General features: G+C 62.9%; 23 protein-coding genes and 1 riboswitch. Of the genes, 7 read left to right on the plus strand and 16 right to left on the minus strand.

Annotation, left to right across the window (positions count from 1 at the left end):
* The first annotated feature begins 67 nt into the window (after positions 1-67).
* The 3 genes from IT775_RS17035 to IT775_RS17045 all read left to right on the plus strand — a co-directional run bounded on the left by IT775_RS17035 (position 68) and on the right by IT775_RS17045 (position 2302).
* Positions 68-712 carry a pyrimidine 5'-nucleotidase gene (locus IT775_RS17035; protein WP_212702438.1) on the plus strand — a complete coding sequence of 215 codons (645 nt, stop codon included), beginning with the start codon at positions 68-70 and terminating at the stop codon, positions 710-712.
* A gap of 110 nt (positions 713-822) precedes the next feature.
* Positions 823-1038 carry a hypothetical protein gene (locus IT775_RS17040; protein WP_212702439.1) on the plus strand — a complete coding sequence of 72 codons (216 nt, stop codon included), beginning with the start codon at positions 823-825 and terminating at the stop codon, positions 1036-1038.
* Positions 1039-1099: 61 nt separating this feature from the next.
* Entirely contained in the window at positions 1100-2302 is a 1203-nt protein-coding gene (locus IT775_RS17045) for a UbiH/UbiF family hydroxylase (protein ID WP_212702440.1), read from the plus strand.
* A gap of 180 nt (positions 2303-2482) precedes the next feature.
* Here IT775_RS17045 and IT775_RS17050 read toward each other — a convergent pair whose 3' ends face one another.
* The gene (locus tag IT775_RS17050) at positions 2483-4570 is read right to left on the minus strand and encodes a HAMP domain-containing methyl-accepting chemotaxis protein (protein WP_343231157.1); all 2088 of its coding nucleotides are present in this window, start codon (positions 4568-4570) and stop codon (positions 2483-2485) included.
* 152 nt (positions 4571-4722) lie between these two features.
* Here IT775_RS17050 and IT775_RS17055 point away from each other — a divergent pair, with 152 nt between their 5' ends.
* Entirely contained in the window at positions 4723-4971 is a 249-nt protein-coding gene (locus tag IT775_RS17055) for a hypothetical protein (protein ID WP_212702442.1), read from the plus strand.
* A gap of 392 nt (positions 4972-5363) precedes the next feature.
* Here the strand turns inward: IT775_RS17055 and IT775_RS17060 are convergent, their stop codons facing one another.
* The 3 genes from IT775_RS17060 to IT775_RS17070 form a co-directional block, all read right to left on the minus strand.
* A complete protein-coding gene (locus IT775_RS17060) occupies positions 5364-6491 on the minus strand; it encodes an aminotransferase class V-fold PLP-dependent enzyme (protein WP_212702443.1) in 1128 nt (375 codons plus the stop codon).
* 77 nt (positions 6492-6568) lie between these two features.
* Positions 6569-7027 carry an Lrp/AsnC family transcriptional regulator gene (locus IT775_RS17065; RefSeq protein WP_212702444.1) on the minus strand — a complete coding sequence of 153 codons (459 nt, stop codon included), beginning with the start codon at positions 7025-7027 and terminating at the stop codon, positions 6569-6571.
* On the minus strand, positions 7024-7479 hold the full coding sequence (locus IT775_RS17070) for an Lrp/AsnC family transcriptional regulator (protein ID WP_212702445.1): 456 nt from the start codon (positions 7477-7479) through the stop codon (positions 7024-7026). The genes IT775_RS17065 and IT775_RS17070 overlap by 4 nt, the downstream gene beginning before the upstream one ends.
* 130 nt (positions 7480-7609) lie before the next feature.
* Here IT775_RS17070 and ilvC point away from each other — a divergent pair, with 130 nt between their 5' ends.
* Positions 7610-8632: a ketol-acid reductoisomerase gene (gene ilvC / locus IT775_RS17075; RefSeq protein WP_212702446.1), complete on the plus strand. Its 1023-nt coding sequence runs from the start codon at positions 7610-7612 to the stop codon at positions 8630-8632.
* 149 nt (positions 8633-8781) lie between these two features.
* Here the strand turns inward: ilvC and folP are convergent, their stop codons facing one another.
* From folP to IT775_RS17110, 7 genes are all read right to left on the minus strand, one after another.
* Positions 8782-9783, minus strand: a complete 1002-nt coding sequence (folP, locus tag IT775_RS17080) for a dihydropteroate synthase (protein WP_212702447.1) — start codon at positions 9781-9783, stop codon at positions 8782-8784.
* Positions 9784-9821: 38 nt separating this feature from the next.
* Positions 9822-10742 (minus strand): dihydroneopterin aldolase, encoded by a 921-nt coding sequence (locus IT775_RS17085; protein WP_212702448.1) that lies wholly within the window; start codon positions 10740-10742, stop codon positions 9822-9824.
* Positions 10743-10857: 115 nt separating this feature from the next.
* Positions 10858-11475: a cell wall hydrolase gene (locus IT775_RS17090; protein WP_246525680.1), complete on the minus strand. Its 618-nt coding sequence runs from the start codon at positions 11473-11475 to the stop codon at positions 10858-10860.
* 150 nt (positions 11476-11625) lie between these two features.
* Positions 11626-14193, minus strand: a complete 2568-nt coding sequence (gene ppdK, locus IT775_RS17095) for a pyruvate, phosphate dikinase (RefSeq protein ID WP_212702449.1) — start codon at positions 14191-14193, stop codon at positions 11626-11628.
* Between the two features lie 117 nt (positions 14194-14310).
* Positions 14311-16566: a glycine--tRNA ligase subunit beta gene (gene glyS, locus IT775_RS17100; RefSeq protein ID WP_212702450.1), complete on the minus strand. Its 2256-nt coding sequence runs from the start codon at positions 16564-16566 to the stop codon at positions 14311-14313.
* A gap of 1 nt (position 16567) precedes the next feature.
* Positions 16568-17095: a DUF6446 family protein gene (locus IT775_RS17105; RefSeq protein ID WP_212702451.1), complete on the minus strand. Its 528-nt coding sequence runs from the start codon at positions 17093-17095 to the stop codon at positions 16568-16570.
* Complete coding sequence (locus tag IT775_RS17110; RefSeq protein WP_212702452.1) at positions 17092-18024, minus strand: glycine--tRNA ligase subunit alpha; 933 nt, start codon at positions 18022-18024, stop codon at positions 17092-17094. Before IT775_RS17110 ends, IT775_RS17105 begins: the two co-directional genes overlap by 4 nt.
* A 189-nt stretch (positions 18025-18213) precedes the next feature.
* Here IT775_RS17110 and IT775_RS17115 point away from each other — a divergent pair, with 189 nt between their 5' ends.
* Positions 18214-19953 carry a serine protease gene (locus tag IT775_RS17115; RefSeq protein WP_343231158.1) on the plus strand — a complete coding sequence of 580 codons (1740 nt, stop codon included), beginning with the start codon at positions 18214-18216 and terminating at the stop codon, positions 19951-19953.
* 81 nt (positions 19954-20034) lie between these two features.
* Here the strand turns inward: IT775_RS17115 and IT775_RS17120 are convergent, their stop codons facing one another.
* The 5 genes from IT775_RS17120 to IT775_RS17140 all read right to left on the minus strand — a co-directional run bounded on the left by IT775_RS17120 (position 20035) and on the right by IT775_RS17140 (position 24958).
* Positions 20035-21483, minus strand: a complete 1449-nt coding sequence (locus IT775_RS17120; RefSeq protein WP_212702454.1) for a TrkH family potassium uptake protein — start codon at positions 21481-21483, stop codon at positions 20035-20037.
* Positions 21484-21606: 123 nt separating this feature from the next.
* Positions 21607-21882: a hypothetical protein gene (locus tag IT775_RS17125; protein WP_212702455.1), complete on the minus strand. Its 276-nt coding sequence runs from the start codon at positions 21880-21882 to the stop codon at positions 21607-21609.
* Between the two features lie 106 nt (positions 21883-21988).
* On the minus strand, positions 21989-22339 hold the full coding sequence (locus IT775_RS17130; protein ID WP_212702456.1) for a hypothetical protein: 351 nt from the start codon (positions 22337-22339) through the stop codon (positions 21989-21991).
* 207 nt (positions 22340-22546) lie between these two features.
* Positions 22547-23647 carry a GTP cyclohydrolase FolE2 gene (gene folE2, locus IT775_RS17135; RefSeq protein WP_212702457.1) on the minus strand — a complete coding sequence of 367 codons (1101 nt, stop codon included), beginning with the start codon at positions 23645-23647 and terminating at the stop codon, positions 22547-22549.
* Positions 23648-23776: 129 nt separating this feature from the next.
* Entirely contained in the window at positions 23777-24958 is a 1182-nt protein-coding gene (locus IT775_RS17140; RefSeq protein ID WP_212702458.1) for an aminotransferase class I/II-fold pyridoxal phosphate-dependent enzyme, read from the minus strand.
* A gap of 61 nt (positions 24959-25019) precedes the next feature.
* Positions 25020-25096, minus strand: a riboswitch (SAM riboswitch).
* 185 nt (positions 25097-25281) lie between these two features.
* Here IT775_RS17140 and IT775_RS17145 point away from each other — a divergent pair.
* On the plus strand, positions 25282-25989 hold the full coding sequence (locus IT775_RS17145; protein ID WP_212702459.1) for a glutathione S-transferase N-terminal domain-containing protein: 708 nt from the start codon (positions 25282-25284) through the stop codon (positions 25987-25989).
* Positions 25990-26026: the final 37 nt, after the last annotated feature.

Raw genomic sequence — 26026 nt, forward strand, 5'->3', positions numbered from 1 at the left:
GCCCCCGGTACGGAACAATCAAGCCTATCATGTTGCGCCTTTCGTCGCGCCAGCCTAGCGTGCCGCCATGCCCAAAGCCAATTTTTCCCATGTCGACCAATGGGTCTTCGACCTAGACAATACCCTGTACCCGCCGCAGGCGCGGCTGTTCGACCAGATCGAAAAGAACATGACCCGCTATGTGATGGACACGCTTGGCGTCGACCGGGCGCAGGCCGACCACCTGCGGCGCCATTACTGGGCAACCTATGGGACCACGCTGGCCGGGCTGATGCGCGAACACGATGCAGATCCGGGCCCCTACCTGACCGAGGTGCACGAAATATCGCTCGACCATCTGGAACCGGATGCCGGGCTTGCCGCGTGCATCCGCGCCCTGCCCGGGCGGAAAATCGTCTATACCAACGGATCGGCCCCCTATGCCGAACGGGTGCTGGCGGCGCGCGGACTAACCGGGCTGTTCGATGCGGTCTATGGCGTCGAACATGCCGAATTCCGCCCGAAGCCCGAAATCGAAGCCTTCCGGACGATTTTCGAACGCGATGGCATCACCCCCGAACGCGCCGCGATGTTCGAAGACGACCCGCGCAACCTGGCCGCGCCGCATGCAATGGGGATGCGCACCATCCATGTCGCGCCCGAAGCGCAGGCGGCCGATCACATCCAGTTTCATACCGATGATCTGGCCGGATTCCTGTCCCGGCTGACGTGACAAAATACCGGCGAGGCACAATGCCGCACTGCGGCAATGCTGCACCTTAAATTCGCAAATACGAATGCTATCTAGTCGGTTCCCAGTCACTCAACAGGACACGACAACAGATGACCCTCGCCGACGCCTCCAATGTCCACGCGCCGACCCCGACCGAAACCAAGGAAAAGAAATCCCCCGATGCGCTGATCCTGCTGGCCGCCCTGGTCGTGGTGGCGCTGTGGGGCCTGTCGTTTTTCACCTTTGGCATTCCCGGCCTCTACATTCCCGCCGTTGCCGCCGTGCCGGTGATCTGGGTGATCCTGATCATGATCACCCAAGGGTGACAGGATGACGCTTGGACTGCCCCGCGGATAGGTCTAGGTTGCCGCCGCAGGAGGCAGTCCGATGCAAAACTTCGATGTCGATATTCTGGTCTCCGGCGGCGGTGTCGCCGGGTTGACCGCAGCGGCCGTTTTCGGAACGGCCGGATTCCGCGTGCTCTGCGTGGATCCCGCCCCGCCCGTCACCGAACGGGACGCGGAAGGATCCGACCTGCGCACAACCGCCTTTCTGCAACCGGCGCAGGCGCTTCTGGAAAAGGCAGGTCTCTGGGCCCGGGTCGCGGAGGACGCAGCACCGTTGCAAATCATGCGCATCGTCGATGCCGGTGGCGATACCCCTACCCCCCGCATGGTCAAGGATTTCAACGCCGCCGACATTTCCGACCGCCCGTTCGGATGGAACCTGCCCAACTGGCTGCTGCGCCGCGAATTCATGGCGCGGCTGGACGAACTGCCCAATGTCGAGTTTCGCCCCGGCACCGGCACCAAGTCCGTCTTCACCCGCGAAGCGATGGCCCGCGTCGGGCTGAGCGACGGCACATCGGTGACCGCCCGCATGGTGATCGCCGCAGACGGGCGCAATTCCCCGGTACGCGAAGCCATCGGGATCAAGGTGAAAACCACCCGCTACGGGCAGAAGGCGCTGGCTTTCGCCGTCACCCACCCGATCCCGCATGAAAACGTGTCGACCGAAATTCACCGCTCCGGCGGGCCGTTCACGCTGGTGCCCCTGCCCGATTACCATGGCATGCCGTCCTCTGCCGTGGTCTGGATGGAACGGGGCCCCGAGGTGATGCGGCTGGCCGGACTGCCCGACGACGAATTCGAGGCGGCGATGACCGAACGGTCCTGTTCGCTGTTCGGGCCGCTGAAACTGGCTTCGCGCCGCACCGTCTGGCCGATCATCAGCCAGTTGGCCGAGCGGATGAATGGCGAACGCGTCGCGCTGGTGGCCGAGGCCGCCCATGTGGTGCCCCCGATCGGTGCGCAGGGGCTGAACATGAGCCTGGGTGACATGCGGGTGCTGCTGGAACTGGCCGAGGCCGCGCCGGAGCGGCTGGGCGACCGGCAGATGCTGGACACCTATCACCGCCGCCGCCACACCGAAGTGCATGCCCGCGTCACCGGCATCGACCTGCTGAACCGCGCCTCGATGATCGAATCCCGCCCCTTGCGCAACCTGCGCGCGGCAGGGCTGAACGCGATCTATTCGCTGGCGCCGGTGCGCAAGACCATGATGCAGATGGGGCTGGGTGCGCGCGGTTAGCGCCCACGGGGCATGACGACAGCCAGGGCGCGCGATGAAGCGCACGTATACCGGTAATTCAGAAAGGGCAGCCGGTTTCCCGGCTGCCCTTTGAATTTGAAGCGGAACCGTTCACCCCGCACCGCGCGCTAGCTGCCCGCGCCGATGGGGATCGCGGGTCGGGGCATAACGCCCCTTCCCTCAGCCGTTCGCGGCACGGATGAAATCGGCTTCCGGTTCATCGTCGTCATTGGAAATGTCCAGCATGATGCCGCCTTCCGGGCCGGCGCTGCGCACGGTAGCCCCCGTCACTTCGACGCGTGCCCCAGCCTTATCAGCATCGGCAGACTGCGCAGTTGCGGCAGCCGCGCCATCGAGCCGGAAGAAGCTGATGCTTTGTTGCAGCAGGTCGGCCTGTTCCGACAGGCGGATGGCGGTCGTGGACATTTCCTCGGCCCCCGAACTGTTCTGCTGGGTGACCGTGTCGAGCTGCTGGATGGCCGTGCTGATCTGGCCCGCGCCGGCATTCAGCTCGCTATTGGCAGCCGAAATGCCGCTGACGAGCTTCGCCGTCTGCTGGATGTCCGGAACGAGGTTGGAAAGAAGCTCGCCCGCCGAGCGCGCCGAGCGGACCGTTTCGCCCGAAAGCCCCGAAATTTCAGTCGCGGCCTCCTGCGACCGCTCGGCCAGCTTGCGCACTTCGGCGGCCACGACCGCGAATCCGCGGCCGTGATCGCCGGCACGCGCCGCTTCGACCGCGGCATTCAGCGCCAGAAGATCGGTCTGGCGGGCGATTTCCTGGATCACCATGATCTTGTCGGCGATCGTTTCCATCGCCTCGACAGCTTCGCCAACAGCCTGACCGCTGGTTTCAGCGTTCTGCGCCGCGACATTGGCGATGCGTTCGGTTTGGCTCGCGTTTTCGGCGTTCTGGTTGATGGTGGCGGCCATTTCTTCGATCGAGGCCGAGGTTTGCTCAGACGAAGCGGCTTGCTCGGCCGCCCCCTGGCTGAGCTGTTCGGAACTGGACGCCATTTCTTCGCTGCCCGACGCGACATTGCGCGCCGCCTTGGTCACATCGCCCACGACGGTTTTCAACCGCTCGGTCATGTTCGCCAGCGCGGCAAGCAGGCTTTGCTGGTCGCCGGAGCGAAGCTTGATGTCCAGGCCGAGATCACCATCGGCGATCTGGCGCAATACGTCCTGCGCATAAGCGGGTTCACCGCCGAGCTGCCGGTAGATACCACGAACGATCAAGACCGCGGCCGACCCGGCGACGAGGATCATCGCAACGAGTGCTCCGATCTGCAGCTTCTTGCTGAGCTCATAGGTCGCGGCGACCTTGGCCTGAGCCTTGTTCATCCGCATTTCCAAACGCTGCACCAGGTTCTTAAGCTGGGCATCCGCCGTCAGACGTGCGCTGGAAGCAGCGCCATTGCTGATTTTCAGCGCGGTGTAATCCCCGTTCTCGCGGGCTTTTTCCAACGCCTGTTCGACCAACGACAGCCAGATTGCACCCGATTTCGAAATCTCCGCCAGATCGGCCTGATAGATTTCGGGCAGGGTCTGTTCCGCCACTTTGATGGCCACCTTCAGGTCGGCGATCCTCTGCTTCGCGCGATCGGCAAACTTTTTCAGAACTTGGGGATCGGCGGATGACGCCATCGCGCTGTAAACGTTGACACGAACCCGCAGGATCGCAGTGTCGAGCCCAGCGATCGCGGCATATTCCTTGCTGCCGCCGCTGCCACCGAATGCGGCGGCCGCGCTTTCGTTGATGATCAGCTGATCTTTCAACTGCTGCATGGCCTCAGCCACCATCTGATACGCCTGCAGCCCTTCGTTCTGGAGAATTTCGCGCCCTTTCAGGATGGATTGCAGCCCCGAAGCATCCTGAACCTTGAAGTTCGCCATAAGATACGAGTCCCAATCCTTCTCGAAGGCGGCAAGCAGCGCCTGGTCTGCAGGGGTCGAGATTTCGCGAAGCTCGGCGACGAGCTCTTCGATTTTCGCGATACGCTTATCCGTGTCGGCCGAGAGTTCGTCTTTCCTCTTCTTCTCCGGGACGAGGATCAGGGTCTTTTCGTTTCGTGCGATCCACACCGATTCAGTGCTGATCTGGTTGGCCAGCGCCACGCCGCGAACCTTGCTTTCCAGCACATCGTCGAATTCGGCCTTGAGCTCGCCCATTTTCATGAGGCCAAGCCCAATGCCAGCGGCCGCCAGCAACACCACCAGGGTGAAAACAGCTGTCAGTTTAAACTTAAGGGTCATTTTCAGACGTCTCATTACCACGTTATTCTTTCACTTCAGAGGATTGGGGACCTGCCGCGAGCTCCTGGGTTACCGCCCGGTCTCGAAAAGACCGTGAACAGCGTGCCGTGTTTCGCGATGCCGTGCACGAATTCCGGCCGTCAACGCATCCCGCCCCGGAACGCGAGATGGCGATCGATTTCGATCACTTAGCGCGGCGCCGGGGGATCATGGATGCGGATTTGCGGCTTATCTTCACAGGGCCAAAGGCCAAGAGGTTTCAGCGCAGGCTTCTCGTTTCGATTACAGTCTGGGTTCGTTTAGATGCGTTTCCTCTTTGGACTGTCATCTTAGGAGACGGCATGAAACGGCGTGCTTTTAACCAAAACTGGAATTATATCGTTTTTGTGGGATATTATTTTCAGATTCAATTTTGACATGTGCTTTTAAATGGATTTGCGGCGTTCGAACCTGTTCGGAGCCAACGGCGGAACATCCCGGCGGCACATAAGGGTTTCACACTGCCGCAGCCGTGCGGCACCGGCGACGGTCCCCGCGTCGCCTTTCCCATGAGTTGGTCGGTTCACAAGGTTGCGAAAACGCACGCCGCCCGTTCGGAACCAGCGTCCCAAGGCGGTGAAGAAAACGGCAATGGCGCCCCGGTTTCAAAGGGCGCGGCCCCGCAATTTGCGGTGCCGCGACCGGTTTTACCATTCCCGGCAGGGCAAGAGTGTAACGAAAGGGGCTCTGCCCCCTCTGCGTCGAAAATCAATGAGATTTTCAACGCATTCACCCCCGGGATATTTTCAAAAAGGAGAATAGCCGGGGCTCAGAGCACCTTGTCGAGCGCCGCCTTCAGGCGGGCGAGAGTTGCATCCACATCGTAAAGCTTGTCGAGGCCAAAGAGCCCGAGCCGGAAGGTCATGAAGCCTTCGGGTTCGTCGCAGGCAAGCGGCACGCCGGCCGCGATCTGCATCCCCTCGGCGGCGAATTTCTTGCCGTTCTGGATGTCGGGATCGTCGGTATAGCTGACCACCACGCCGGGCGCGCCGAAGCCTTCGGCGGCGACCGAGGTCACGCCCTTGTCGGCCAGCATCCGGCGCACGCCGTTGCCAAGCGCCCATTGCGCCTCCTGCAGCTTGTCGAAGCCGTATTGCTGGGTTTCCAGCATGGTGTCGCGGAAGGCGCGCAGCGCATCGGTGGGCATGGTGGCGTGGTAGGCATGGCCGCCGTCTTCATAGGCCTGCATGATCGCGCGCCAGTTCTTCAGGTCGAGCGCGAAACTGTCCGAAGCTGTTTTGTCCAGCCGGTCCAGCGCGCGCTGCGACATCATCACCAACCCGGCCGAGGGCGAGGCCGACCAGCCCTTTTGCGGCGCCGAGATCAGCACGTCGACACCGGTCTTTTCCATGTCGACCCAGACGCAGCCCGACGCGATGCAATCGAGAACCATCAGCGCACCGACCTCATGCGCGGCACCGGCCAGCGCGGTGATGTAGTCTTCGGGCAGGATCAGCCCGGCCGAGGTTTCCACATGCGGGGCGAAAACCACGTCCGGTTTCGCCTCGAGGATCGTCGCCACGACTTCCTCGATCGGGGCGGGCGCAAAGGGGGCCTGCATGCCGTTGCCGGTCTGGCGCGCCTTGAACACGGTGGTTTTCGCGGCGAATCCGCCCGCTTCGAAAATCTGGCTCCAGCGATAGGAGAACCAGCCGTTGCGCACGATCATCGCATGGGCGTCATGGCCGAACTGGCGGGCGACGGATTCCATGCCGTAGGTGCCGCCGCCGGGAACCAGCGCCACGCCTTGCGCGTTATAGACCTCTTTCAGCATGCCGGAGATGTCGCGCATCACCTGCTGGAACGCCGCCGACATGTGATTGAGCGAGCGGTCAGTGAAGACGACGGAGAATTCCTGCAATCCATCAGGATCTACGGTATCGAGCAAAGCGGTCATGTGCGGGCCTCCCAATTTCGGTTTTACGTTGGGTAGCGCGGTTTGGCGGGATTGTCCAAGTCTATGACGGTATGCAATCAGCCCAGCGGGCCGGGGCGGCGTTCCTCGCTCAGCAGCACGTTGGCTTCGACATCGCCCACCCCCGGCAGGGTCATGATCCGGCGCCGCAGCACCCGCTCGAAATCGGCGATATCGCGGGCGGTGACGCGCAGCCGGTAATCATAGAGCCCCAGAATGTGTTCGACCGTCTGCACCTCGGGGATGGCTGTCACGGCGCGTTCGAAATCTTCCAGGGAAACGCGGCCCTTGGTCGCCAGTTTCACGCCGAGGAAAACGGTGACGCCAAAGCCCAGTTTCTCGCGATCGAGATCGAGCTTGCGCCCGGCGATCACGCCGCTGTCCTGCAGCCGCTTGATGCGCCGCCAGGTGGCGGGCTGGCTGAGGCCGAAGCGGCGGCCAAGGGCGCCGGCGTTCTGGGTCGCATCCTCGGCCAGCGCGCGTAGGATCTTGCGGTCGATGTCGTCCAGCTCCGTCATATCGGCAGGCTTTCGTCGGACTTGATCCGCGCCACATGCATCAGCGTTTCGATATCGGCGATATGCGGCAGGGTCAGGATGCGCGAGCGGTAGATGTCCTGATAATGGGCCATGTCGCGGGCGATGACCGACAGGCGCACATCGACCCGGCCGAGGAAAGTCTGGATCTCGATCACCTCGGGGATTTCGCGGGCGGCGGCGATGAATTCGTCGAAGGCACGGGTCTGGGTCTTGTCCAGCGTGACGCGCAGGGAGACCTCGACCTCGAAACCGAGCGCACGCCAGTCGATCACTGCGCGCTGGCCTTTCAGCACACCGCTTGCACGCAGCTTGTCCAGACGCCGCGACAGGCGCGATGCGGTCAGGCCGATCCGGTCGGCCAGATCGGGCAGCGATTGCTGCGGATCGTTCTGCATGTGGCGCAGGATGCGCCGATCGATGTCATCAAGCATGATTTTTTCAATATCTGATAATTGGGAGAATGACCAATGCGTTTTTTGTTGGATTTTTATACCAAACGCACTCGCATTGCCAATTCCGGCACGTATGATCACCGCCAGAGACAAAAGGAAGGAGCGCCCCATGCGCGTTTACTACGACCGCGATTGCGACATTAATCTGATCAAGGACATGAAAGTGGCCATCCTGGGCTACGGCTCGCAAGGCCACGCCCACGCGCTGAACCTGCGCGACAGCGGCGCCAAGAACATCGTCGTGGCCCTGCGCGACGGTTCGGCCTCGGCCAAGAAGGCCGAAGCTGAAGGGCTGCAGGTCATGGGCATCGCCGAAGCGGCGGCCTGGTGCGACCTGATCATGTTCACCATGCCCGATGAACTGCAGGCGGAAACCTACAAGAAGTACGTCCACGACAACCTGAAAGAAGGCGCAGCGATTGCCTTCGCCCACGGCCTGAACGTGCATTTCGGTCTGATCGAACCGAAGGCCGGCGTCGACGTCATCATGATGGCGCCGAAGGGCCCGGGTCACACCGTGCGCGGCGAATACGTCAAGGGCGGCGGCGTGCCCTGCCTGGTGGCCGTTGACAACGACGCGTCGGGCAAGGCGCTGGAAATCGGCCTGTCCTATTGCTCGGCCATCGGTGGCGGCCGCTCGGGCATCATCGAAACCAACTTCCGCGAAGAGTGCGAAACCGACCTGTTCGGCGAACAGGCCGTTCTGTGCGGCGGCGTCGTTGAACTGATGCGGATGGGTTTCGAAACCCTGGTCGAAGCCGGTTACGCGCCGGAAATGGCCTATTTCGAGTGCCTGCACGAAATGAAGCTGATCGTCGACCTGATCTATGAAGGCGGCATCGCCAACATGAACTACTCGATCTCGAACACCGCCGAATACGGCGAATACGTGTCGGGCCCGCGCATCCTGCCCTACGACGAAACCAAGGCGCGGATGAAAGGCGTTCTGACCGACATCCAGACCGGCAAGTTCGTGCGTGACTTCATGCAGGAAAACGCCGTTGGCCAGCCGTTCTTCAAGGGCACCCGCCGGATCAACGACGAACACATGGTCGAGGAAGTCGGCGCCAAGCTGCGCGCGATGATGCCCTGGATCGCCGCCGGCAAGATGGTGGACAAGGAAAAGAACTAAGCGTCGTTGCAGATGCTTTACAAAGCCCCCGGTTCGCCGGGGGCTTTTTTCGTTGCGGATAGCGCAAGCCGGACAAGCGCCAGTACGCGGACTGGCGCTGGCCCGGCGGCCTTCGGCCTTGTTCCGGGCATGGTTTTTTGCCGGTCAGGTTAGCCGCGCACCGCTTGCCAAAGGTTCAGCGCCGAGCGGGTCTCGAACACGTCGTGCACGCGCAGAACCTGCACCCCCTGCGCAACCGCCGCCAAGGCCACCGCCACCGATCCGGCGGCGCGGTCGGCTGGTTCGGGCGCGTTGCCCAGCGTGCCGATGAATTTCTTGCGCGACACGCCCAGAAGGATCGGACAGCCAAGCGCATGGAACAGAGCGATCCTTTTCAGCAGCGCCAGGTTATGCTCCACCGTCTTGCCGAAACCGATGCCGGGGTCGACCATGATCTGCGCCCGGTCGACACCTGCGGCCTCCAGCGCCGCGACCCGTTCGTCAAGGAAGTCATACACGTCCAGCAGCACGTCGTCATAGCGCGGGTCTTGTTGCATCGTTTCCGGGTCGCCCTGCGCATGCACGACACAGACCGGCAGGCCATGGGTGGCGCAATAGGGGGCGAGGCCAGGATCGAAGGTGAAACCGGCCACGTCGTTGACCAAGTCGCCTCCGGCATTGACCGCCGCGCGCGCCACCGGTTCCTTGCGGGTGTCGATGGAGATCGGCACGGACATTTCGCCCCTGATCGCTTCGATCACCGGGGCGGTGCGGCGGATTTCCTCATCCACCGGCACTTCGGCAGCGCCGGGGCGGGTCGATTCCCCACCGATATCGATGATGTCGGCCCCCTGCCCCAACATCGCCCTTGCATGAAGCAGCGCCTTTTCCGGTGCGTCATGCTGCCCGCCGTCGGAAAAACTGTCGGGAGTGACGTTCAGGATGCCCATGATCTGCGGCCGATCCATCGACAGGCCCGCGATATTCGGGCGCGACATGGTCAGGCGCTCCAGAACCTCTGCCGGGGCCTGCCGCGCCGATACTCTTTGCGGCGCGCTGTCGCGCGACAACACTTCGACCTCGTTGAACCAGGCCCAGCCCCCGGCCAGCGGCAGGGCGTCCGTGGGACGGTTGGGATCGGTTTGGACGAGCGGGCGATAATAATGTGTCATGGCCCTGACATGCGCAAAAGAGCGGTGAAAAACAAGCCTCAGAGCACGCGAACATCCGCCGCCACCGCGCGCAGCGGCAGGTCGGGCGCGTCGGGCAGGTCTTCGCCGATCACCAGCATGTCGGCAGCCTGCATTTCGCGCGCGAACCACAGCACCAGCGCTAAACCATCCCCCGGCTGCGCCGAGGGGCCGTCGACGGCGTCCAGCACGATCTTCGAGGGCGCCCAGACGCTGATCTGGTCGTTCTTCATCGACCAGTCCAGTTCGGTGCGCGAATTCACCACCACGCAACGCTTGTCCCGCGCCGCCAGCACCCAGGCGTTTTGCTCGATCGCCAACAGGTCGATCCGCCGCTGCGCCAACGGATGTTCCGCGGCGGGGGCGGGCATATCGGGCGCGCCGACACACAGGATCGTGGGACGGTGTTCATCATGCAGCTGGTCGATCCAATTGGTCAGCAGCGGCGACTGGATCGCCGCATTCGACAGATAGACGACCTGGGGATGCGGGTTTTCTTCCTCCACCGGCGCGACGGTTTCGGGCGCGCGGGAGCGGACGATTTCCACGCCCAAGGCCCCTGGGCCGCGATCGAGCTTTTCGATCCGCACGAAAACCCGTTCCGCCTGCGGTTCGGCCAGAATACGCTGGGCAATCCGGTCGGCCAGCGTTTCCAGCAGGTTCAGCCGCTCGGCGGCCAGTTCATGGGCAATCGCCTCGGTCACCTTGTCATAGGACAGGATGCGATCGACATCGTCGTCCACCGGCCCGGTCAGGGGGCGCACTTCGACCACGACGTTGAAACAGACCCGCTGGGTGGTGCCGCGTTCGGCCTGGAAGGCGCCGATTTCCACGTCGACGATGTGGTCGCGCAACGAAATCCGGTCCAGCGGCCCTTCGGGCGCGGTGCCTTCGGAACGCTCCGACGGGTGGGCGAAGGCCCATTTGATTTCATTGCTCATCGCGGTCTCCGGTCAACGTGCGGGTCAGGGGACAAGCCTAACCGGCCCTTTCCCTAGACCACATACGACATGCGGCACAAGACCGGCAAAATCCGTCACCGGAAACGAAAACCGATCAGTTCTGCGAAATCTCGGTGGGGGGACGGTAGAAATGATGCACACCGATCGTCGTGGTCCGGTCGAACTTGCGCGACCAGCGCGGGCTGACCGCCTTGGTGTGGTAATAGGTGGCGCCATCGGTCAGTTCGCGCGGCGCGCCGTTCACCATCAGCTTGGCCACCTTGGCGACCCGGTCGAAAGCATCGTGTTCGGCAACGACTTCTTTGTAGCCGTCACAGGTATAGGTGAACTGGCACTGATACTTGCGCCCGGTGCCCTGATGGACGACGCCGCAGACGGTGTTGGGAAACAGCGGGCTGTCGACCCGGTTCATGATCACCTCGGCCACGGCGAACTGGCCCTTGACGCTTTCGCCACGCGCTTCGAAATAAAGCGCCTCGGACAGGCACTGCCATTCCTCGCCGCCCTTGGCTTCGGGCAGCCCGTCAATGAAGCCGCGGGTATAGGCGATCTTGGTCTTTTTCTTCGAGGGGCTGAACAGATTCCCCAGCTTCGCCCCGCGCAAGCCGAACAGACCACGCTTTTCCTGCTTCAGCACCTGATCGACCTGAGTGTCTGCCATGGCCGGAACCGCCAGAGCGGCAGCCATGATGAATGCCAAAATTTTGTGCATAGTCCTGTTCTCCTTGCGGCGAAAACCCGTCTGGGCCCGTGAACAGGCGGTCACATATTAAAAAAACATACTTTAGTCTAGACACCGGCAAGAAAGACGCAACGTTAAAGAAACGGCTTTCACAAAACAAGTCTAAAAATTATGAATTATTTATAGATCTTTCAGCGGCTTACCCGGGAGCACTCCGAATTTCTCCTGCACGGCCAGCTGCGCGGCCGCCAGCCGAGCGACCGGCACCCGGAACGGTGAACAGGACACGTAATTGAACCCGGCGGCGCGGCAGAAGGCGATCGATTCGGGGCTGCCGCCGTGTTCGCCGCAGATCGACAACACCAGGTCCGGCCGCGCGTCGCGCCCGCGCTGCGCCCCGATCTGCAACAACTCCCCCACCCCTTCGGTATCAAGATCGTGGAACGGATCTTCGGGGAAAACGCCCTGCTGCACATAGGTCGACATGAACCGGCCCGCATCGTCGCGCGACAACCCATAGGTCATCTGCGTCAGATCGTTGGTGCCGAAGGACAGGAACGCCGCATGCGGTGCGATTTCACCCGCCCGCAGCGCGGCGCGCGGCGTTTCCACCATCACGCCCAGCCGATAGGTGAAATCGCGGCCCTTTTCGGTGCGCACCGCCGCGGCGACCGCATCGACCCGGGTCTTGACCAGTTCGACCTCGCGCTTGGCGCTGACCAGCGGGATCATGATTTCGGGCACCACCGGATCGCCGTCGCGGCTGGCCTCGATCGTCGCCTCGAAGATCGCGCGCGCCTGCATATCGTAGATTTCCGGCACCGTTATGCCCAGCCGCACGCCGCGCATCCCCAGCATCGGGTTGTATTCGCTCAGTTGCTCGACCCGGCGGGTCACGTCCGACAGCGGCAGGTCCAGCGCCTCGGCCAGTTCGCGGTGGCCGGCCCGGTCATGCGGCAGGAATTCGTGCAACGGCGGATCGAACAGGCGGATGCAAACCGGTTGCCCCTGCATGATACGGAACAGTTCGATGAAATCGGCCCGCTGCATCGGCAACAGGCGTTCCAGCGCCGCTTCGCGGTCCTTGACGGAATCGGCGAAGATCATTTCGCGCATCACCGTCAGCCGGTCGCCTTCGAAGAACATGTGTTCGGTGCGGCACAGCCCGATCCCCTGCGCCTTGAAATTCCGCGCCGTCTGCGCGTCGGCGGGCGTGTCGGCATTGGCCCGCACGCCAATATCGCGCACCTCGTCGGCCCATGTCATCAGGGTTTGGAAAGCGTCGTCCTGTTCCGCCTTCAGCAGCGGCGGCTCACCGGCAAGAACTTCGCCGTTGGTGCCATCGACGGTCACGATGTCACCGGCACGCAATTCCCGGCCATCAGCGGTTTTCAGCGTCTTGCGCCGCAGGTGGAACTTGATCGAAGACGCCCCCACGACACAGGGCAACCCCATGCCGCGCCCGATCACCGCAGCGTGGCTGGTCATGCCGCCGCGTTCGGTCAGTACGGCGGTGGCGGCATGCATGCCGCGGATATCCTCGGGGCTGGTTTCGCGGCGCACCAGAACGCAGGGTTCGCCGCGCGCCGCGCTGGCCTGTGCTTCGGCGGCGGAAAACACGATCCGGCCGCTGGCCGCGCCGGGGCTGGCCGCAATACCGGTGGCCAGTACGTCGCGCGGCGCGTCCGGGTCGACCTGCCGGTGCAGCAATTCGTTGATCGCGCGGGGATCGATCCGGGTCAGCGCCTCTTCGCGCGGGATGACGCCGTCATCGGCCAGCGACACCGCGATGCGGATCGCGGCATGGGCGCTGCGCGCAACCCGCACACCGTCGAGGACGTGAAGATTGCCGTTCTCGATGGTGAATTCGGTCTGCATTTCCTCGCGCAGGCGCACCCGCATCATCCGGGTGTATTCGATCAGCTGGTCGAAGGCTTCCGGCGCCAGTTCCTGCAGCGACGGCCCGCGCGGATCGCGTTCGAGGTAAAGCGCCGCCGATTGCCGCGCCAGCGCGTCGCGCCCCTGCGACTGCGACAGGTACCGGCCGGTGATCTTGCGCTCGCCGGTCTTGGAATTGACCAGCTGGATCACCCCCGAGCCGCATTCGCCCTTGCCCATGCTGGGGGCCATTTCCTGCACCACAAGGCCCAAACCGGCATCGGCGGGCGCGCCCTTGGCCTGCCGCAACAGACGCGCGGTGGTGCCGCCCCAGGCCCGCGCCATCGAGCGCAGCACTTCCAGCAGTTGCACCGCCGGGTCCTGCGGGAATTCCTCCTCGGTTTCCTCCTCGTAGGCGCGCAATACCTCGGTCAGGCAATCGGGATCGTCCTGGTTGATATGGTCGAACATATCCGGGTCAAGCCGCGCCACGTGGATCGCATAGGCCTGGACGAAGCGCAGATACATCGCGGTGGCGGCCTCGCGGCCCAACTGATCGCACAGATCGATGAACCGCGCGTCGTTGATGCCGATATTCAGAACCGCCCCCGGCCCGCCCCAATCGGGGTCTTCCGACGACGGCCGCACGCACAAGAGCGCGGCATCGCCGAACGGTTCCATCAGCGCCGCCATGTCCGGCGTTTCGCCCGAGGCGATGCGGCGCACCTCATCGAAGCTCAGCGCCACGGTCTTGGGCACCGGAAGATCCAGCCGGACCAGCCGCTGAAGGCATTTCGCGCGCCCCCCGTGGGTCGCGGTGGCGACCGGCGCGGTGGGGGTGATATAGGTTATGTCCGGATCTTGCTGCACTGCGGCACCTTCTGTTGGTTGCCGCAGAATACCCCTGAACCGGGCCTTGGCAAGCCCGACATGCACAAAGGCGGCCGGGAACCGGCCGCCTTTCCGAATGACTTCACGTCAGAAAATTCAGCCCTCGATCCGGGTCAGGTCGGCCACGCCAAGGCAAATCTGCCTGATCCGCGCCAGCAGATTCAGCCGGTTGCGGCGCACGACGTCGTTATCGGAATTGACCTGCACCGCTTCGAAGAACGCATCGATCGGCGCGCGCAGGGCCGCCATTGCGCTCATCGCGGCTTCGAAATCTTCCGACTGCATCGCCGGAGTGATGTCGGCCTGGGCCCGGTCCAGCGCCGCGAACAGCGCCTTTTCCTCGTCGGTTTCGGCGAATTTCACATCCGCCCCGAAACTGTATTCGACGCCGTCTTTTTCTTCCGCCTGGGTCAGAATGTTGTTGGCCCGCTTGAACCCCTGCAGCAGGTTTTCGCCGTCATCGGTTTTCAGGAACCCACCCAGGGCATGGGCGCGCTTGACCAGAAGCGTCAGGTCGTCGCCGCCCGGCATGCCGAGGCAGGCGTCGATCACGTCGTGCCGCACGCCTTCATCACGCAGGTGGACCTTCAGCCGGTCATGTAGGAAGGCCAGCAGATCTGTGGACAGGTCCGGAACCGCGTCGCCCACGGTGCGCAGCAGCGATCCGTCACCGGTATCGGGCGCGCCGTCCTTGCCTTCGAGCCGTTCGATCACGGCATGGAAGGCGGCGCCGAACACGCCGTGTTCGGCGATTTCGTCCAGCGTTTCCTCCAGCGCCTCGATCTCGCCCTCGCTGGCACCGAGATGGTTCAGGTTGATCTTGTGCTTCAGCAACTGGCTGTCGATGAACCGGTCCAGGTGGACACGAATGTCACCGGCCAGAACGATGCGGATCACGCCCAATGCGGCGCGGCGCAGCGCGAAGGGGTCCTTCGACCCTGTGGGCTTCTCGTCGATCGCCCAGAACCCGGTCAGCGTATCCAGCTTGTCGGCCAGCGCCACGACCTTGGACACGTCCCCCGCCGGCACGTCGTCGGACGGCCCCAGCGGCGAATAGTGTTCTTCGCAGGCCGCGGCCACTTCGGCCGGAAGCCCCGCCGCTTCGGCGTAATAACGGCCCATCAGCCCCTGCAGTTCGGGGAATTCGTACACCATTTCCGAACTGAGATCGGCCTTGGCCACCTTTGCCGCCTGTTCGGCCAGGTCGGGTTCCACGCCCAGCACCGGCGCGATTTCGCGCGACAGCGCGGCAATCCGGTCGATCCGCGCGGCCTGCGTGCCCAGCTTGTTGTGGAAGGTGACGTTGGTCAGCTGGTCGGTCCACTGATGCATCCCCGACTTGGCGACGCGCAGATCGTTTTCCCAGAAGAATTTCGCATCCGACAGGCGCGCCGACAGCACTTTCTGGTTGCCCGCCAGAATGGTCGCACCGTGGTCCGCGGTTTCGCGGTTCGCCACGGTGATGAAGCGTTCGATCCGGCCCGTCTTCGGGTTCTTCACGCTGAAAAACTTCTGGTGTTCCTTCATCGAGGTCTGCAGCACCTCGGGCGGCAGGTCGAGGAATTCGGCCCCGATCTCGCCCATCAGCACCACCGGCCATTCGACCAGCCCGGCGACCTCGGTCAGCAATCCGCGATCCTCGACCACTTCCAAGCCGCAGGCGAAGGCCTGATTGGTGGCGTCCTGCCAGATGTGATCGGCGCGTTCGGCCGGATCGAGGATCACCCGGTCGCGCTTGAGCTTGGCAACATAATCGTCGAACCCGCTGACCGGGAAACGGCCGGCGCCCATGAAACGGTGGCCTTCGGTCATGTTGCCCGATTTGATGCCGTCGATATCCATCGGCACCACTTCGGCCTCGCCGGCATCATTGGTCAGGATGCACAGGATCGAATGCAGCGGCCGCACCCACCGCAGGGACCCGGCGCCCCACCGCATGGATTTCGGCCAGGGGAAGTTGCGGATGGTGTTTTCCAGCACCTCCGCCACGATTTCCGAAGCGGGGCGGCCCGGGCGTTCGATCACGGCGAAGAACACCTTGCCCTTCTTGTCGTCGCGTTCCTCCAGCTGGTCGCGGCTGACGCCCGCGCCACGCAGGAAGCCCTCGATCGCCTTTTCCGGCGCATCAACGCGCGGCCCCTTGCGTTCCTCGCGCACGGTCGGGCTTTTGTCCAACAGCCCTTCCAGCGCCAGCGTCAGACGGCGCGGCGTCGAAAAGGCGGCAGCGCCGGCATAGGTCAGGCCGGCCTCGACCAATCCGTCGGTGACGCGTTTCTTCAGGTCCTCGGCCGCCCGCGCCTGCATACGGGCGGGGATTTCTTCCGAAAAGAGTTCGATCAGCAAATCGGGCATGTCAGTAGCCTTCCGGGGGAGTGGGGCAATCTTCGGGGGCGGGTTTGCCGTCAAACACGACCTCGCCACAGTGGTTGATCTGGTGCCAGACATAGCCGCGGCCGTCTGCGGTCACGGCGACCACGCGGTCGACACCGTATTGAATGTTGCGCTGACCGGCAAAAGCCAGCGCCGTTCCGTTTTCCAGCTCCGCGCCCAACGCCTTGGCATCGAAACAGTCGAACCAACCGGGCGCGACAAGAGGGACGGCCCCGTCGTAGAGTTCATAGGTTTCGGTCAGCATCGCCTGGCTCATCCGGGTGGTGAAACAGGCGCGGTAGCGAATGGGCGAACTGTCGGAATCGATCGCCTTGAAACCGTCATAGAGGATCGGTTCGGGCAGGCCGCTGACCAGCGAGGTCATCTGCACGTCATTCGTTCCCGAGGCCGCGACCTCGTCATAATAGGCGTAGACCTGAAGGTAATACATGGCCACGCCGGCCAGTAATGCCGTCACAACGATAAACCCCGCGAGCAGTTTGCCGATCATTCCTCCGAATATCCCCCTGCCTCGGTCTGCACGAAGGCATCGGCGCATTTCTTGGCCAGAGCCCTGACCCGGCCGATATAGGCCTGCCGTTCGGTGACCGAAATCACCCCGCGCGCATCCAGAAGGTTGAACAGGTGGGACGCCTTGATGCACTGGTCATAGGCCGGGTGCGCCATCACGATGCGCTTGCCGGTCTTGGGATCGACGTACGGATGATCGAGGATCGATTCGCATTCTTCCTCGGCCTCTTCGAAATGCTTCAGCAGCACATCGGTATTGGCGACGTCGAAATTCCAGCGGCTGTATTCCTCTTCGGTCTGGCGGAAGATGTCGCCATAGCTCAGAGGAATTTCCGTCTGCGGATCATTGTAAGGCATGTCCATCACGTGATCGATGCCCAGCACATACATCGCCAGCCGCTCCAGACCATAGGTCAGTTCGCCCGAAACCGGGTGGCAGTCATGGCCGCCGACCTGCTGGAAGTAGGTGAACTGGCTGACTTCCATCCCGTCGCACCAGACTTCCCAGCCCAGGCCCCAGGCGCCCAGCGTCGGGGATTCCCAGTCATCCTCGACGAAGCGGATATCGTGCATGTCCATGTCGATGCCGATCGCTTCCAGCGACCCCAGATAGAGGTCCTGCAGGTCCGGCGGGCTGGGTTTGATCAGCACCTGGTACTGGTAATAGTGCTGCAACCGGTTGGGGTTTTCGCCATAGCGCCCGTCGGTCGGGCGGCGCGACGGCTGCACGTAGGCCGCGGCCCACGATTTCGTCCCCAGCGACCGCAGCGTCGTGGCCGGGTGGAAGGTGCCCGCGCCGACTTCCATGTCATAGGGCTGCATCACGGCGCAGCCCTTGCCGGCCCAGTAATTCTGAAGCCTCAGGATGATCTCCTGGAAACTGCGCGGTTTGCTGATCTGTTCTGCCATGATCGCTGCCCTGCCGGCCCTTTTGGTGTCGCTTTGGTGTCGCTAGAAATCGCTGGCCCTAACTACGGCCCACATGCGGCGGGGTCAATTGCACGCGGGCGCATATTTTGGATGCAAGCCCGTGTGAGTTTGATAAAACGAAGCCATGATATGTGGATACCGCGACAGGCAAGGATTGTACCGCTTATGATGAAATTATTGGTTTCTCTGTTTTTGGCAGTGACGATGATGGCCCGGGCGGCCGCCGCCCAGCAGGATCTGGTCTGGGTCCAGATCGAAGCCCAGCCGAACTTGACCGCCGCACAGGACCGGATCCGCGATTACGCCTCCTCCCTGGAGGACGTGAACGGTTTCTCGATGCCCGGCGGCTGGTACGCGATTTCGCTTGGGCCCTACGGGCGCGCCGATGCCGAACAGGTTCTCGACGTGCTGCGCGCCGAGGGCAAGATCCCGCAGGACGCCTATATCGCGTTCTCGTCGGCTTACCAGCGGCAATTCTGGCCGGTGGGCAGCGAAACGCTGGCCCGCGACGACGCGGCCACCCCGCCCCAGCCGCAGACCGGCGCAGGCAGCGCGGCCGAAACCCAGCCGACACAGGTCCTGCTGCCCGATGAATCCCCGGCCGAGGCACGGCGCAGCGAAGCCGCGCTGTCCAAGGACGAACGCATGGAACTGCAGGTGATGCTGAAATGGGCCGGATTTTACGATTCGGCCATCGACGGCGCTTTCGGCCGCGGCACCCGCCGGTCCATGTCTGCCTGGCAGGAAACCCGCGGCTATGAAGCCACCGGCGTCCTGACCACCCGCCAGCGCGCCGAACTGGCCCGCGAATACAACGCTGTGCTGGAGGGCATGGACCTGCAACTGGTGCATGACGCGGAAGCGGGCATCGAAATGCAACTGCCGCTCGGCGTGGTGGCGTTCAACCGCTACGAAGCCCCGTTCGCCCATTACGACGCCACCGGCGACATCCCCGCCAAGGTGGTGCTGATCAGCCAGGCGGGCGACCAGAAGACCCTGTTCGGGCTGTATGACATCATGCAGACGCTGGAAATCGTGCCGCTGGACGGCCCGCGCCAGCGCAAGAAGGACAGCTTCGTGTTGATCGGCGAAAGCGCCAGCACGGTATCGCACACCCAGGCCAGCCTGAAAGATGGCCAGATCAAGGGGTTCACCCTTATGTGGCCCGCCGGCGATGAAGAACGCCGCAAGCGCATCCTGGGCCTGATGCAGGAAAGCTTTGCCCGCACCGAAGGCGTCATGAGCCCCGCCGCGGGCGGCGACGCCGAGCAAAGCATCGACCTCTTGTCGGGCCTGGAGATCCGCAAGCCGCGGGTGTCGCGCTCAGGCTTCTTCGTCGACAGCCGCGGTACCGTGGTGACCACCGTCGAGGCGGTGCAACAATGCGCCCGGATCACGCTGGAAGATGGCATCGAGGCCGAAGTCATTGGCCAGAACGACGCGCTTGGCATCGCGGTTCTGAAACCCGTGACGGCGCTGGCGCCGGTACAGGTGGCCGAACTGCAACTGGCTGCGCCGCGGCTGCAATCGGACGTGGCCGTGTCCGGCTATTCCTATGGCGGCATCCTCGGCGCGCCGACGCTGACCTACGGCACGCTGGCCGATCTGCGCGGACTGTCGGGCGAAGAGGAACTGGCGCGGTTGACGCTGAGCACCCTGCCCGGTGATGTCGGCGGCCCGGTCTTCGACGCCGGCGGCGCGGTGATGGGGATGCTGCTGCCCAAGGCGACGGACGGCAAGCAGTTGCCCGGCGATGTCAGCTTCGCGCTGGACGCGGACAGGATCGGAAGGTTGCTGTCCGATCTGGGTCTGACCCCCACCGCTACCGACAGCCTGAACCAGATGGCGCCCGAGGATCTGACCGACAAGGCCAACGGCATGACCGTTCTGGTCAATTGCTGGGAATGACCGGCACGCGGAACCTAACAGATGGAACCGGCGCTTCGGCGCCGGTTTTTGTTTGCGGCACAGCCTGAATTCCTGCCCCGATCACGCCCGCCAGAAGGCCACGGTCAGCATTGCATAGACCGCCAGCAGTTCCAGCCGGCCGATCAGCATCGCCCCCGACAGCAGCCATTTCGCGGTATCGTTCAGGCCGGAAAAGTTACCCGCCGGCCCGATCATGTCGCCCAGTCCCGGCCCGATATTCGCCAGCGCCGAGGCCGCGCCGGACACCGAGGTGATGAAATCCAGCCCCGTCATCGCCAGAGCCACCGACATCAGCCCCAGGGTGACCACGAAAAACACGAAGAACGACATCACAGAGTTCAGCACGTCGTCGTCGATCTTGCGCCCCGCATAGCGCGGCACGAACAGCCCGCTGGGCGAGCGGGTCTTGCGCAGCTGCGCCTTGATCGAGGCGAGCAGGATCTGGTAGCGGAAAATCTTCACCGAACAGGCGGTCGATCCGGCGCAGCCCCCGATCAGCCCGGTGAAGAAGAACAGCGTGATCAGAAGGTTTCCCCAGCCCATGTAATCGGCGCTGGCATAACCGGTGCCGGTGATGATCGACGTGATGTTGAACACGGCCTCGCGGAAGGATTTTTCCCAGTGATGCGGGAAAACCGCCAGCAGCACAAAGGTGGTGAAGGCGATCAGCACCGCCATCGTCAGCACGAAGCCATAGACCTGCCGGTCCTTCAAAAGCGCAGTGCGGTGGCCGTTGACCATCTGCACGTAGCGCACGAAAGGCAGCGCGGCCAGCACCATGAACACGGCGGCGACATATTCCAACGGCCCCGAAAACGCTGCAAAAGACGCGTCACGCGTCGAAAAGCCCCCCGTCGAAATCGTGGTCAGCGCGTGCACCGTGGCGTCGAACGCCTCCATCCCCAGCACCATGTAGGTGAACAGGCACACCATCGTCAGCGCCACGTAGATCACCGAGATCTGCGATGCGATCTCGGTGGCGCGGGGCAGGATCTTGCCCATCGTGTCGAAGCTTTCGGAGCGGAAAATCTGCATCCCCCCCACCCGCAGCTCCGGCAGGAAGACCATCGCCACCACGATGATGCCGATCCCGCCCAGCCATTGCAGGATGCCGCGCCAGAGCAGCAACCCCTTGGGCAGGGTATCGAGCCCGGTGAAAACGGTGGCCCCGGTCGTGGTCAGCCCCGACATCGCCTCGAAAAACGCATCCACCGGGCGCGCATCCGTTTCGCCCAGCATGAAAGGCAGCGCGCCGAACATCGGCAGCGCCAGCCAGACGCCGGTGGTCAGCAGGAAGGTTTGCTGGATCGACAGGCCTTCGCGGGTACCGTTCTGGCAGGCCAGCGCGATCAGGCCACCGGTCAGCACCGTCAGCAATGCGCTTTCGGCGAAGCTGCGCCAGTGATCGCGGCCTTCGGCGATGTCGACCAGCATCGGCGGCAGCATGGTCAGCCCAAGCGCCGCCACCAGAAGGCCAATCACGTATCCGACGGGTCTCAGATCAAACATAACCGCAGCGATGGCGCGACCGGCCCGATGTGTCAAGCACCTTGACCGAGAACAAAAAGAAAGCCCCGCGCCGGATGATCCAGCGTGGGGCCTTAAAACTTGGATTTCTGGTCTGCAGCGAGATCAGAGATAGAACATGTCGCGGAACACGTAACGCGGAATTTCTTCGCGCTTCAGGCCCAGTGCGGCCAGTTCTGCGTCGGACTTTGCGTCCAGTTTCTGAACCTGGTCGATGCGCGACCGGCGCGTCATGTAATCGTTCAGGCCGGCGCTGAGGCCTGCCAGGATGCTGCCGACGCGGTCGCGAAGACCATTTTTCGCGATCGATACGTTAACTGCTTGCGTTGCCATTTCGGAACCCTCGGTTGCTTCTTTGGTTCCCCCCTTGGCAATCAACATAGGTAAGTGTGACTGACTTTACTAATTCCGTTTCAGAATATCGGCCCTGCGTCCGCTGCAACGCAGAAAAATTCGCGGACGCAGGCACGCAACGAAGAAAATCGGTTCAGACCGGCATGTTTTCCGCCGCATCGTCATCGTCGGCCGAAACCAAGCTGCCGGCAGGTTCCGGCATAGCCGGCGGCGCCGAGGGTTTACGCGTCTTGCGCGTCGCTGCCGTTGCCGCTTTCCGCGCCCCGCGCGACGGGGCGGCGGATTTCACGGGCTGCCTTGCGGTGGCCGATCTGCGCCTGACCGGCCTCTTCTCCGGCTCGGCGCCGGCCTCTTCCTCGTCCTGCGTCACACCGGCCAGTGGTCCCATCGCCATCTTGGTCAATGCCTGCATCATCTGCGACTGGTATTCGAAACCGAACGACGTCAGGCGCAGCATCGCCAGCGTCATTTGATATGGATTCATGACATGGATCATCGTCTATCCTTTCCGGGAAACATCCCTGTGAACGGGTCATTGCCTAACAGGCCTACGCAACGACAAGATGAAGGCCGTCCTACCCGTCAGTCTGGGGAGGAAATGCATCCCGACCAAACATTTCCGCCGCCCCAGCGCACCGAACGTCGGTTTCGGCAATTTTCTGCACAAAATCCGGGCAACGCGGCGGCGGGGTCAGCCGACGTGGTAAAGCGTATTGAACAGCTTGGGATCGATGCTTTCGCAGGCAAACGTGCCGCCCTCGGTCAGGATGCTGACCGCGTCATGACTGTGCAGGCTTTCCTGATGGCTCGCCACGATGCGGAAATCGCCGACGCGCGGATCGTCTTCCAGCGCTTGCGCGAACAGCCGGGTGGCGTCTTCGACGAAAATCGGATTGGCCGCGTTCAGTTCGGCAAAGGCCTGTTCGTCCTCGCGCTTGACCATCACCTGGGTTTCGGTCGGTATCGCCTTGCGCGCCATGTCGATCAGATCCTCGAACCACAGGCAATCGCCTTCGCGCGCGACCACCGATATCCGCGCAACCGAGCGCTGCGAATGCGGCGTCGCCAGCTGGCCGCGAAATTGCCGCGCATGTTCGCTGAGTTCCAGCGAACAGGGGCAGGTCGAGGAATAGACGTAATCGAGATGGATGATCTTTTTCCGCGTCCCGGCCGTTTCGATCAGTTCCAGCGCGATATCGTAATACTGGAACCCTTCCAGCCCCGAGCGCAATGATGCCAGCTTCATCGGGTAGGAAAAGCGCATCTGAATACGCGCGTCGAAGCTTTCCAGATCGGATTTGTAATCTTCCAGCGCCGCTTCGATCACCTCGAAGCTGAAGGTCTTTTCGGCGTGCCTGTAGAAGGACCGCATGATGCGGGACATGTTGATGCCCTTCTTTTCCGCCTCGAGGCTGACAGTGCCGGTAACGCTGGTTTCCAATGTCAGGTCGCCATCATCACGGGTATGAAAGCTGATCGGCAGGCGGAAATTGGAAATGCCGACATGCTGGATGACCCGCTTGACGCCGCGGATCAGGCTGGCCGGGCCATTCTGCAGGTCGGGCAGGCTGTCCTTGTAATCGCCGTCGACCTCGAATTCCTCGGGGTATTCACGCCGCAGCGCCGGGTAATTGGCCAATGCCGTATCGGGCAGCAGCCGCGCCACCGCCGGATCGAGATCGGCGATTTCCTCGGGCGTGGCCCCGGCAGCCCAGTCGCGCAGCCGGGCCAAGGCCTCTTCGGCCTCTTTCCGGCGGGTCAGGGCATCGATTTCAGCGGTGTGGACGTTCATGTTGCCGCTCCTGCGCAGTCTGGTCGCTATGATAACTTAGGACCGAAACCGGTGATTTCCAAATCCCGCCGCTTTTTTCCACAAAAACGCGCCCGGGGGCGCGGTGCCCCGGCGCGCGAATTGCAGTGCTTACGACTTGTCCAGCGCCTGTTCCAGATCGGCGATCAGATCCTCGGGATCTTCCAGCCCGGCCGAGAACCGCACCAATCCGTCGGAAATACCCAAGATATCCTTCTGATCCTGCGGCAGACGCTGATGCGTCGTGGTGGCAGGGTGGGTGGCGATCGACTTGGCGTCGGCGAAGTTGTTCGAAATCGTGACGAGTTTCAGCGCGTTGAGGAACCGGAAACAGGCTTCCTTGCCGCCCTTGACCTCGAAAGCCAGAACGGTACCGCCCGCCGGCGCCTGACTGCGCGCCAAGTCGTGCTGCGGATGGTCCGCATGGGTCGGATAGCGCACCGCGCTGAGCTTGGAATGGCCCGACAGCGCCTCGGCGATCCGTTCCGCCGTCGCGGCCTGCGCCCGCACCCTGAGTTCCATCGTTTCCAGCGATTTCAGATGGGTCCAGGCGGTAAACGGGTTCATCGCCCCACCGGTGTGCTTGACGTAGGTTTCAATCGGGCCGCGGATCAGGTCCTTGGGGCCGCAGATCACGCCGCCCAGCATCCGCCCCTGCCCGTCCACGTGCTTGGTGGTCGACACGATGGAAATATCGGCGCCGCAGGCCTTGGCATAGGAAAAGACCGGCGTCGCCATCGCGTCATCGACCAGCACCAGCGCATCCACCGCATGGGCCAGGTCGCAGACATGTTTCAGGTCGATCACTTCCAGCGTCGGGTTGGAAATCGATTCCAGGAACACCAGCGTCGTGTCGGGCCGGATCGCTGCCGCCCAGGCCTCGTTATCGGTACCGTCAACCAGCGTCACCTCGACCCCGAACCGGCCAAGGATATCCTGCAGCACATACAGACAGGAACCGAACAAGGCGCGCGAGGCCACCACGTGATCGCCCGCCTTCAAGAGAGCCGTCAGCGCCGCGTTCACCGCCGCCATGCCAGAAGCGCAGGCGAAGGCGTCTTCATAGCCGAGATAACCGGAAATCCGATCCTCGAACATCGCCATGGTCGGGTTGCCGTAGCGGGCATAGATGAATTCATCCTCGCCCGCCTTCTGGAACCGCGCCTCGGCCTGTTCCGCCGTGTCGTAGACGAAACCCTGCGTCAGGAAGATCGCCTCGCTCACCTCGTTGTATTGGCTGCGGCGCGTACCGCCATGAACCAGCTTGGTGCGGTTTTTCCAGTTCTCGCTCATCTTTCATCCTCCGGCGCCTGTCGCGCCAAATAAAAAAACCCCGACGCGGTCAAGCGAAAGGGATTCTTTCATCCTGACCTTTTAGCGGAATGTTTAGCGTGGCCCGCAATCCGGTAACAAATCGCCACGTGCTGCGCTGATACGCCGCTGTGCGCTATCCGTCAACTGCCTCTCGGCGTCGCCAAGACCAGCCCGGCCGCCGAACCGGCGCCATCCCCGCCGATCGCGCTGTTCACGCTTGTTTGTCCCGATCTGGGCCGGCCTGCCCTTGTCCCCGGCGGCAAAAGTCTCATCATGAGGCCAATGTGAGAGGAACGCGCGACATGACCAAACCGATCGAGCTTTATTACTGGCCAACGCCGAACGGCTGGAAAATCACCATCGCCCTGGAAGAGATGGGACTGCCCTACAACCTGAATCTGGTGAATATCGGCGCGGGCGAACAGTTCGACCCCGATTTCCTCAAGATCGCCCCGAACAACCGGATGCCCGCGATCATCGATCCCGAAGGTCCTGACGGCGATCCGATATCGATCTTCGAATCCGGCGCGATCCTGCAATACCTTGCGCGCAAGACCGGCAAATTCTACGGCGAAACCGAACGCGAAAGGATCGCAATCGAGCAATGGCTGATGTGGCAGATGGGCGGGGTCGGCCCGATGGCCGGACAGGCGCATCACTTCCTGAAATACGCCCCCGCGATGGATCCGCCCAACGACCTGCCCTATGCCAAGGACCGCTACCGCAACGAGGTCGGCCGGCTCTACCGGGTACTGGACACCCAGCTGGGCCGGCATGAATACGTGGCGGGCGATTTCTATTCCATCGCCGACATGGCGATCTGGCCCTGGGCCTCGCTGTGGGAAGGACAGGAACAAACGCTGGACGACAAGCCCAACATGAAACGCTGGCTCGACCAGCTGGGCAACCGCACCGGCGTTCAGAAGGGCCGCGCCGTGGCCGCCGACAAACGCGCAAGGCTGCAGGACAACAAGGACGCGCAGAAGGTTCTGTTCGGACAGAAGGGCTAAGGCAAAAGGACGGGGAGCGACAGGCTCAGCGCCGCGA

This window comes from Thalassovita aquimarina (genome assembly GCF_018219815.1).
In the GTDB taxonomy this organism is placed as follows: domain Bacteria; phylum Pseudomonadota; class Alphaproteobacteria; order Rhodobacterales; family Rhodobacteraceae; genus Thalassobius; species Thalassobius aquimarinus.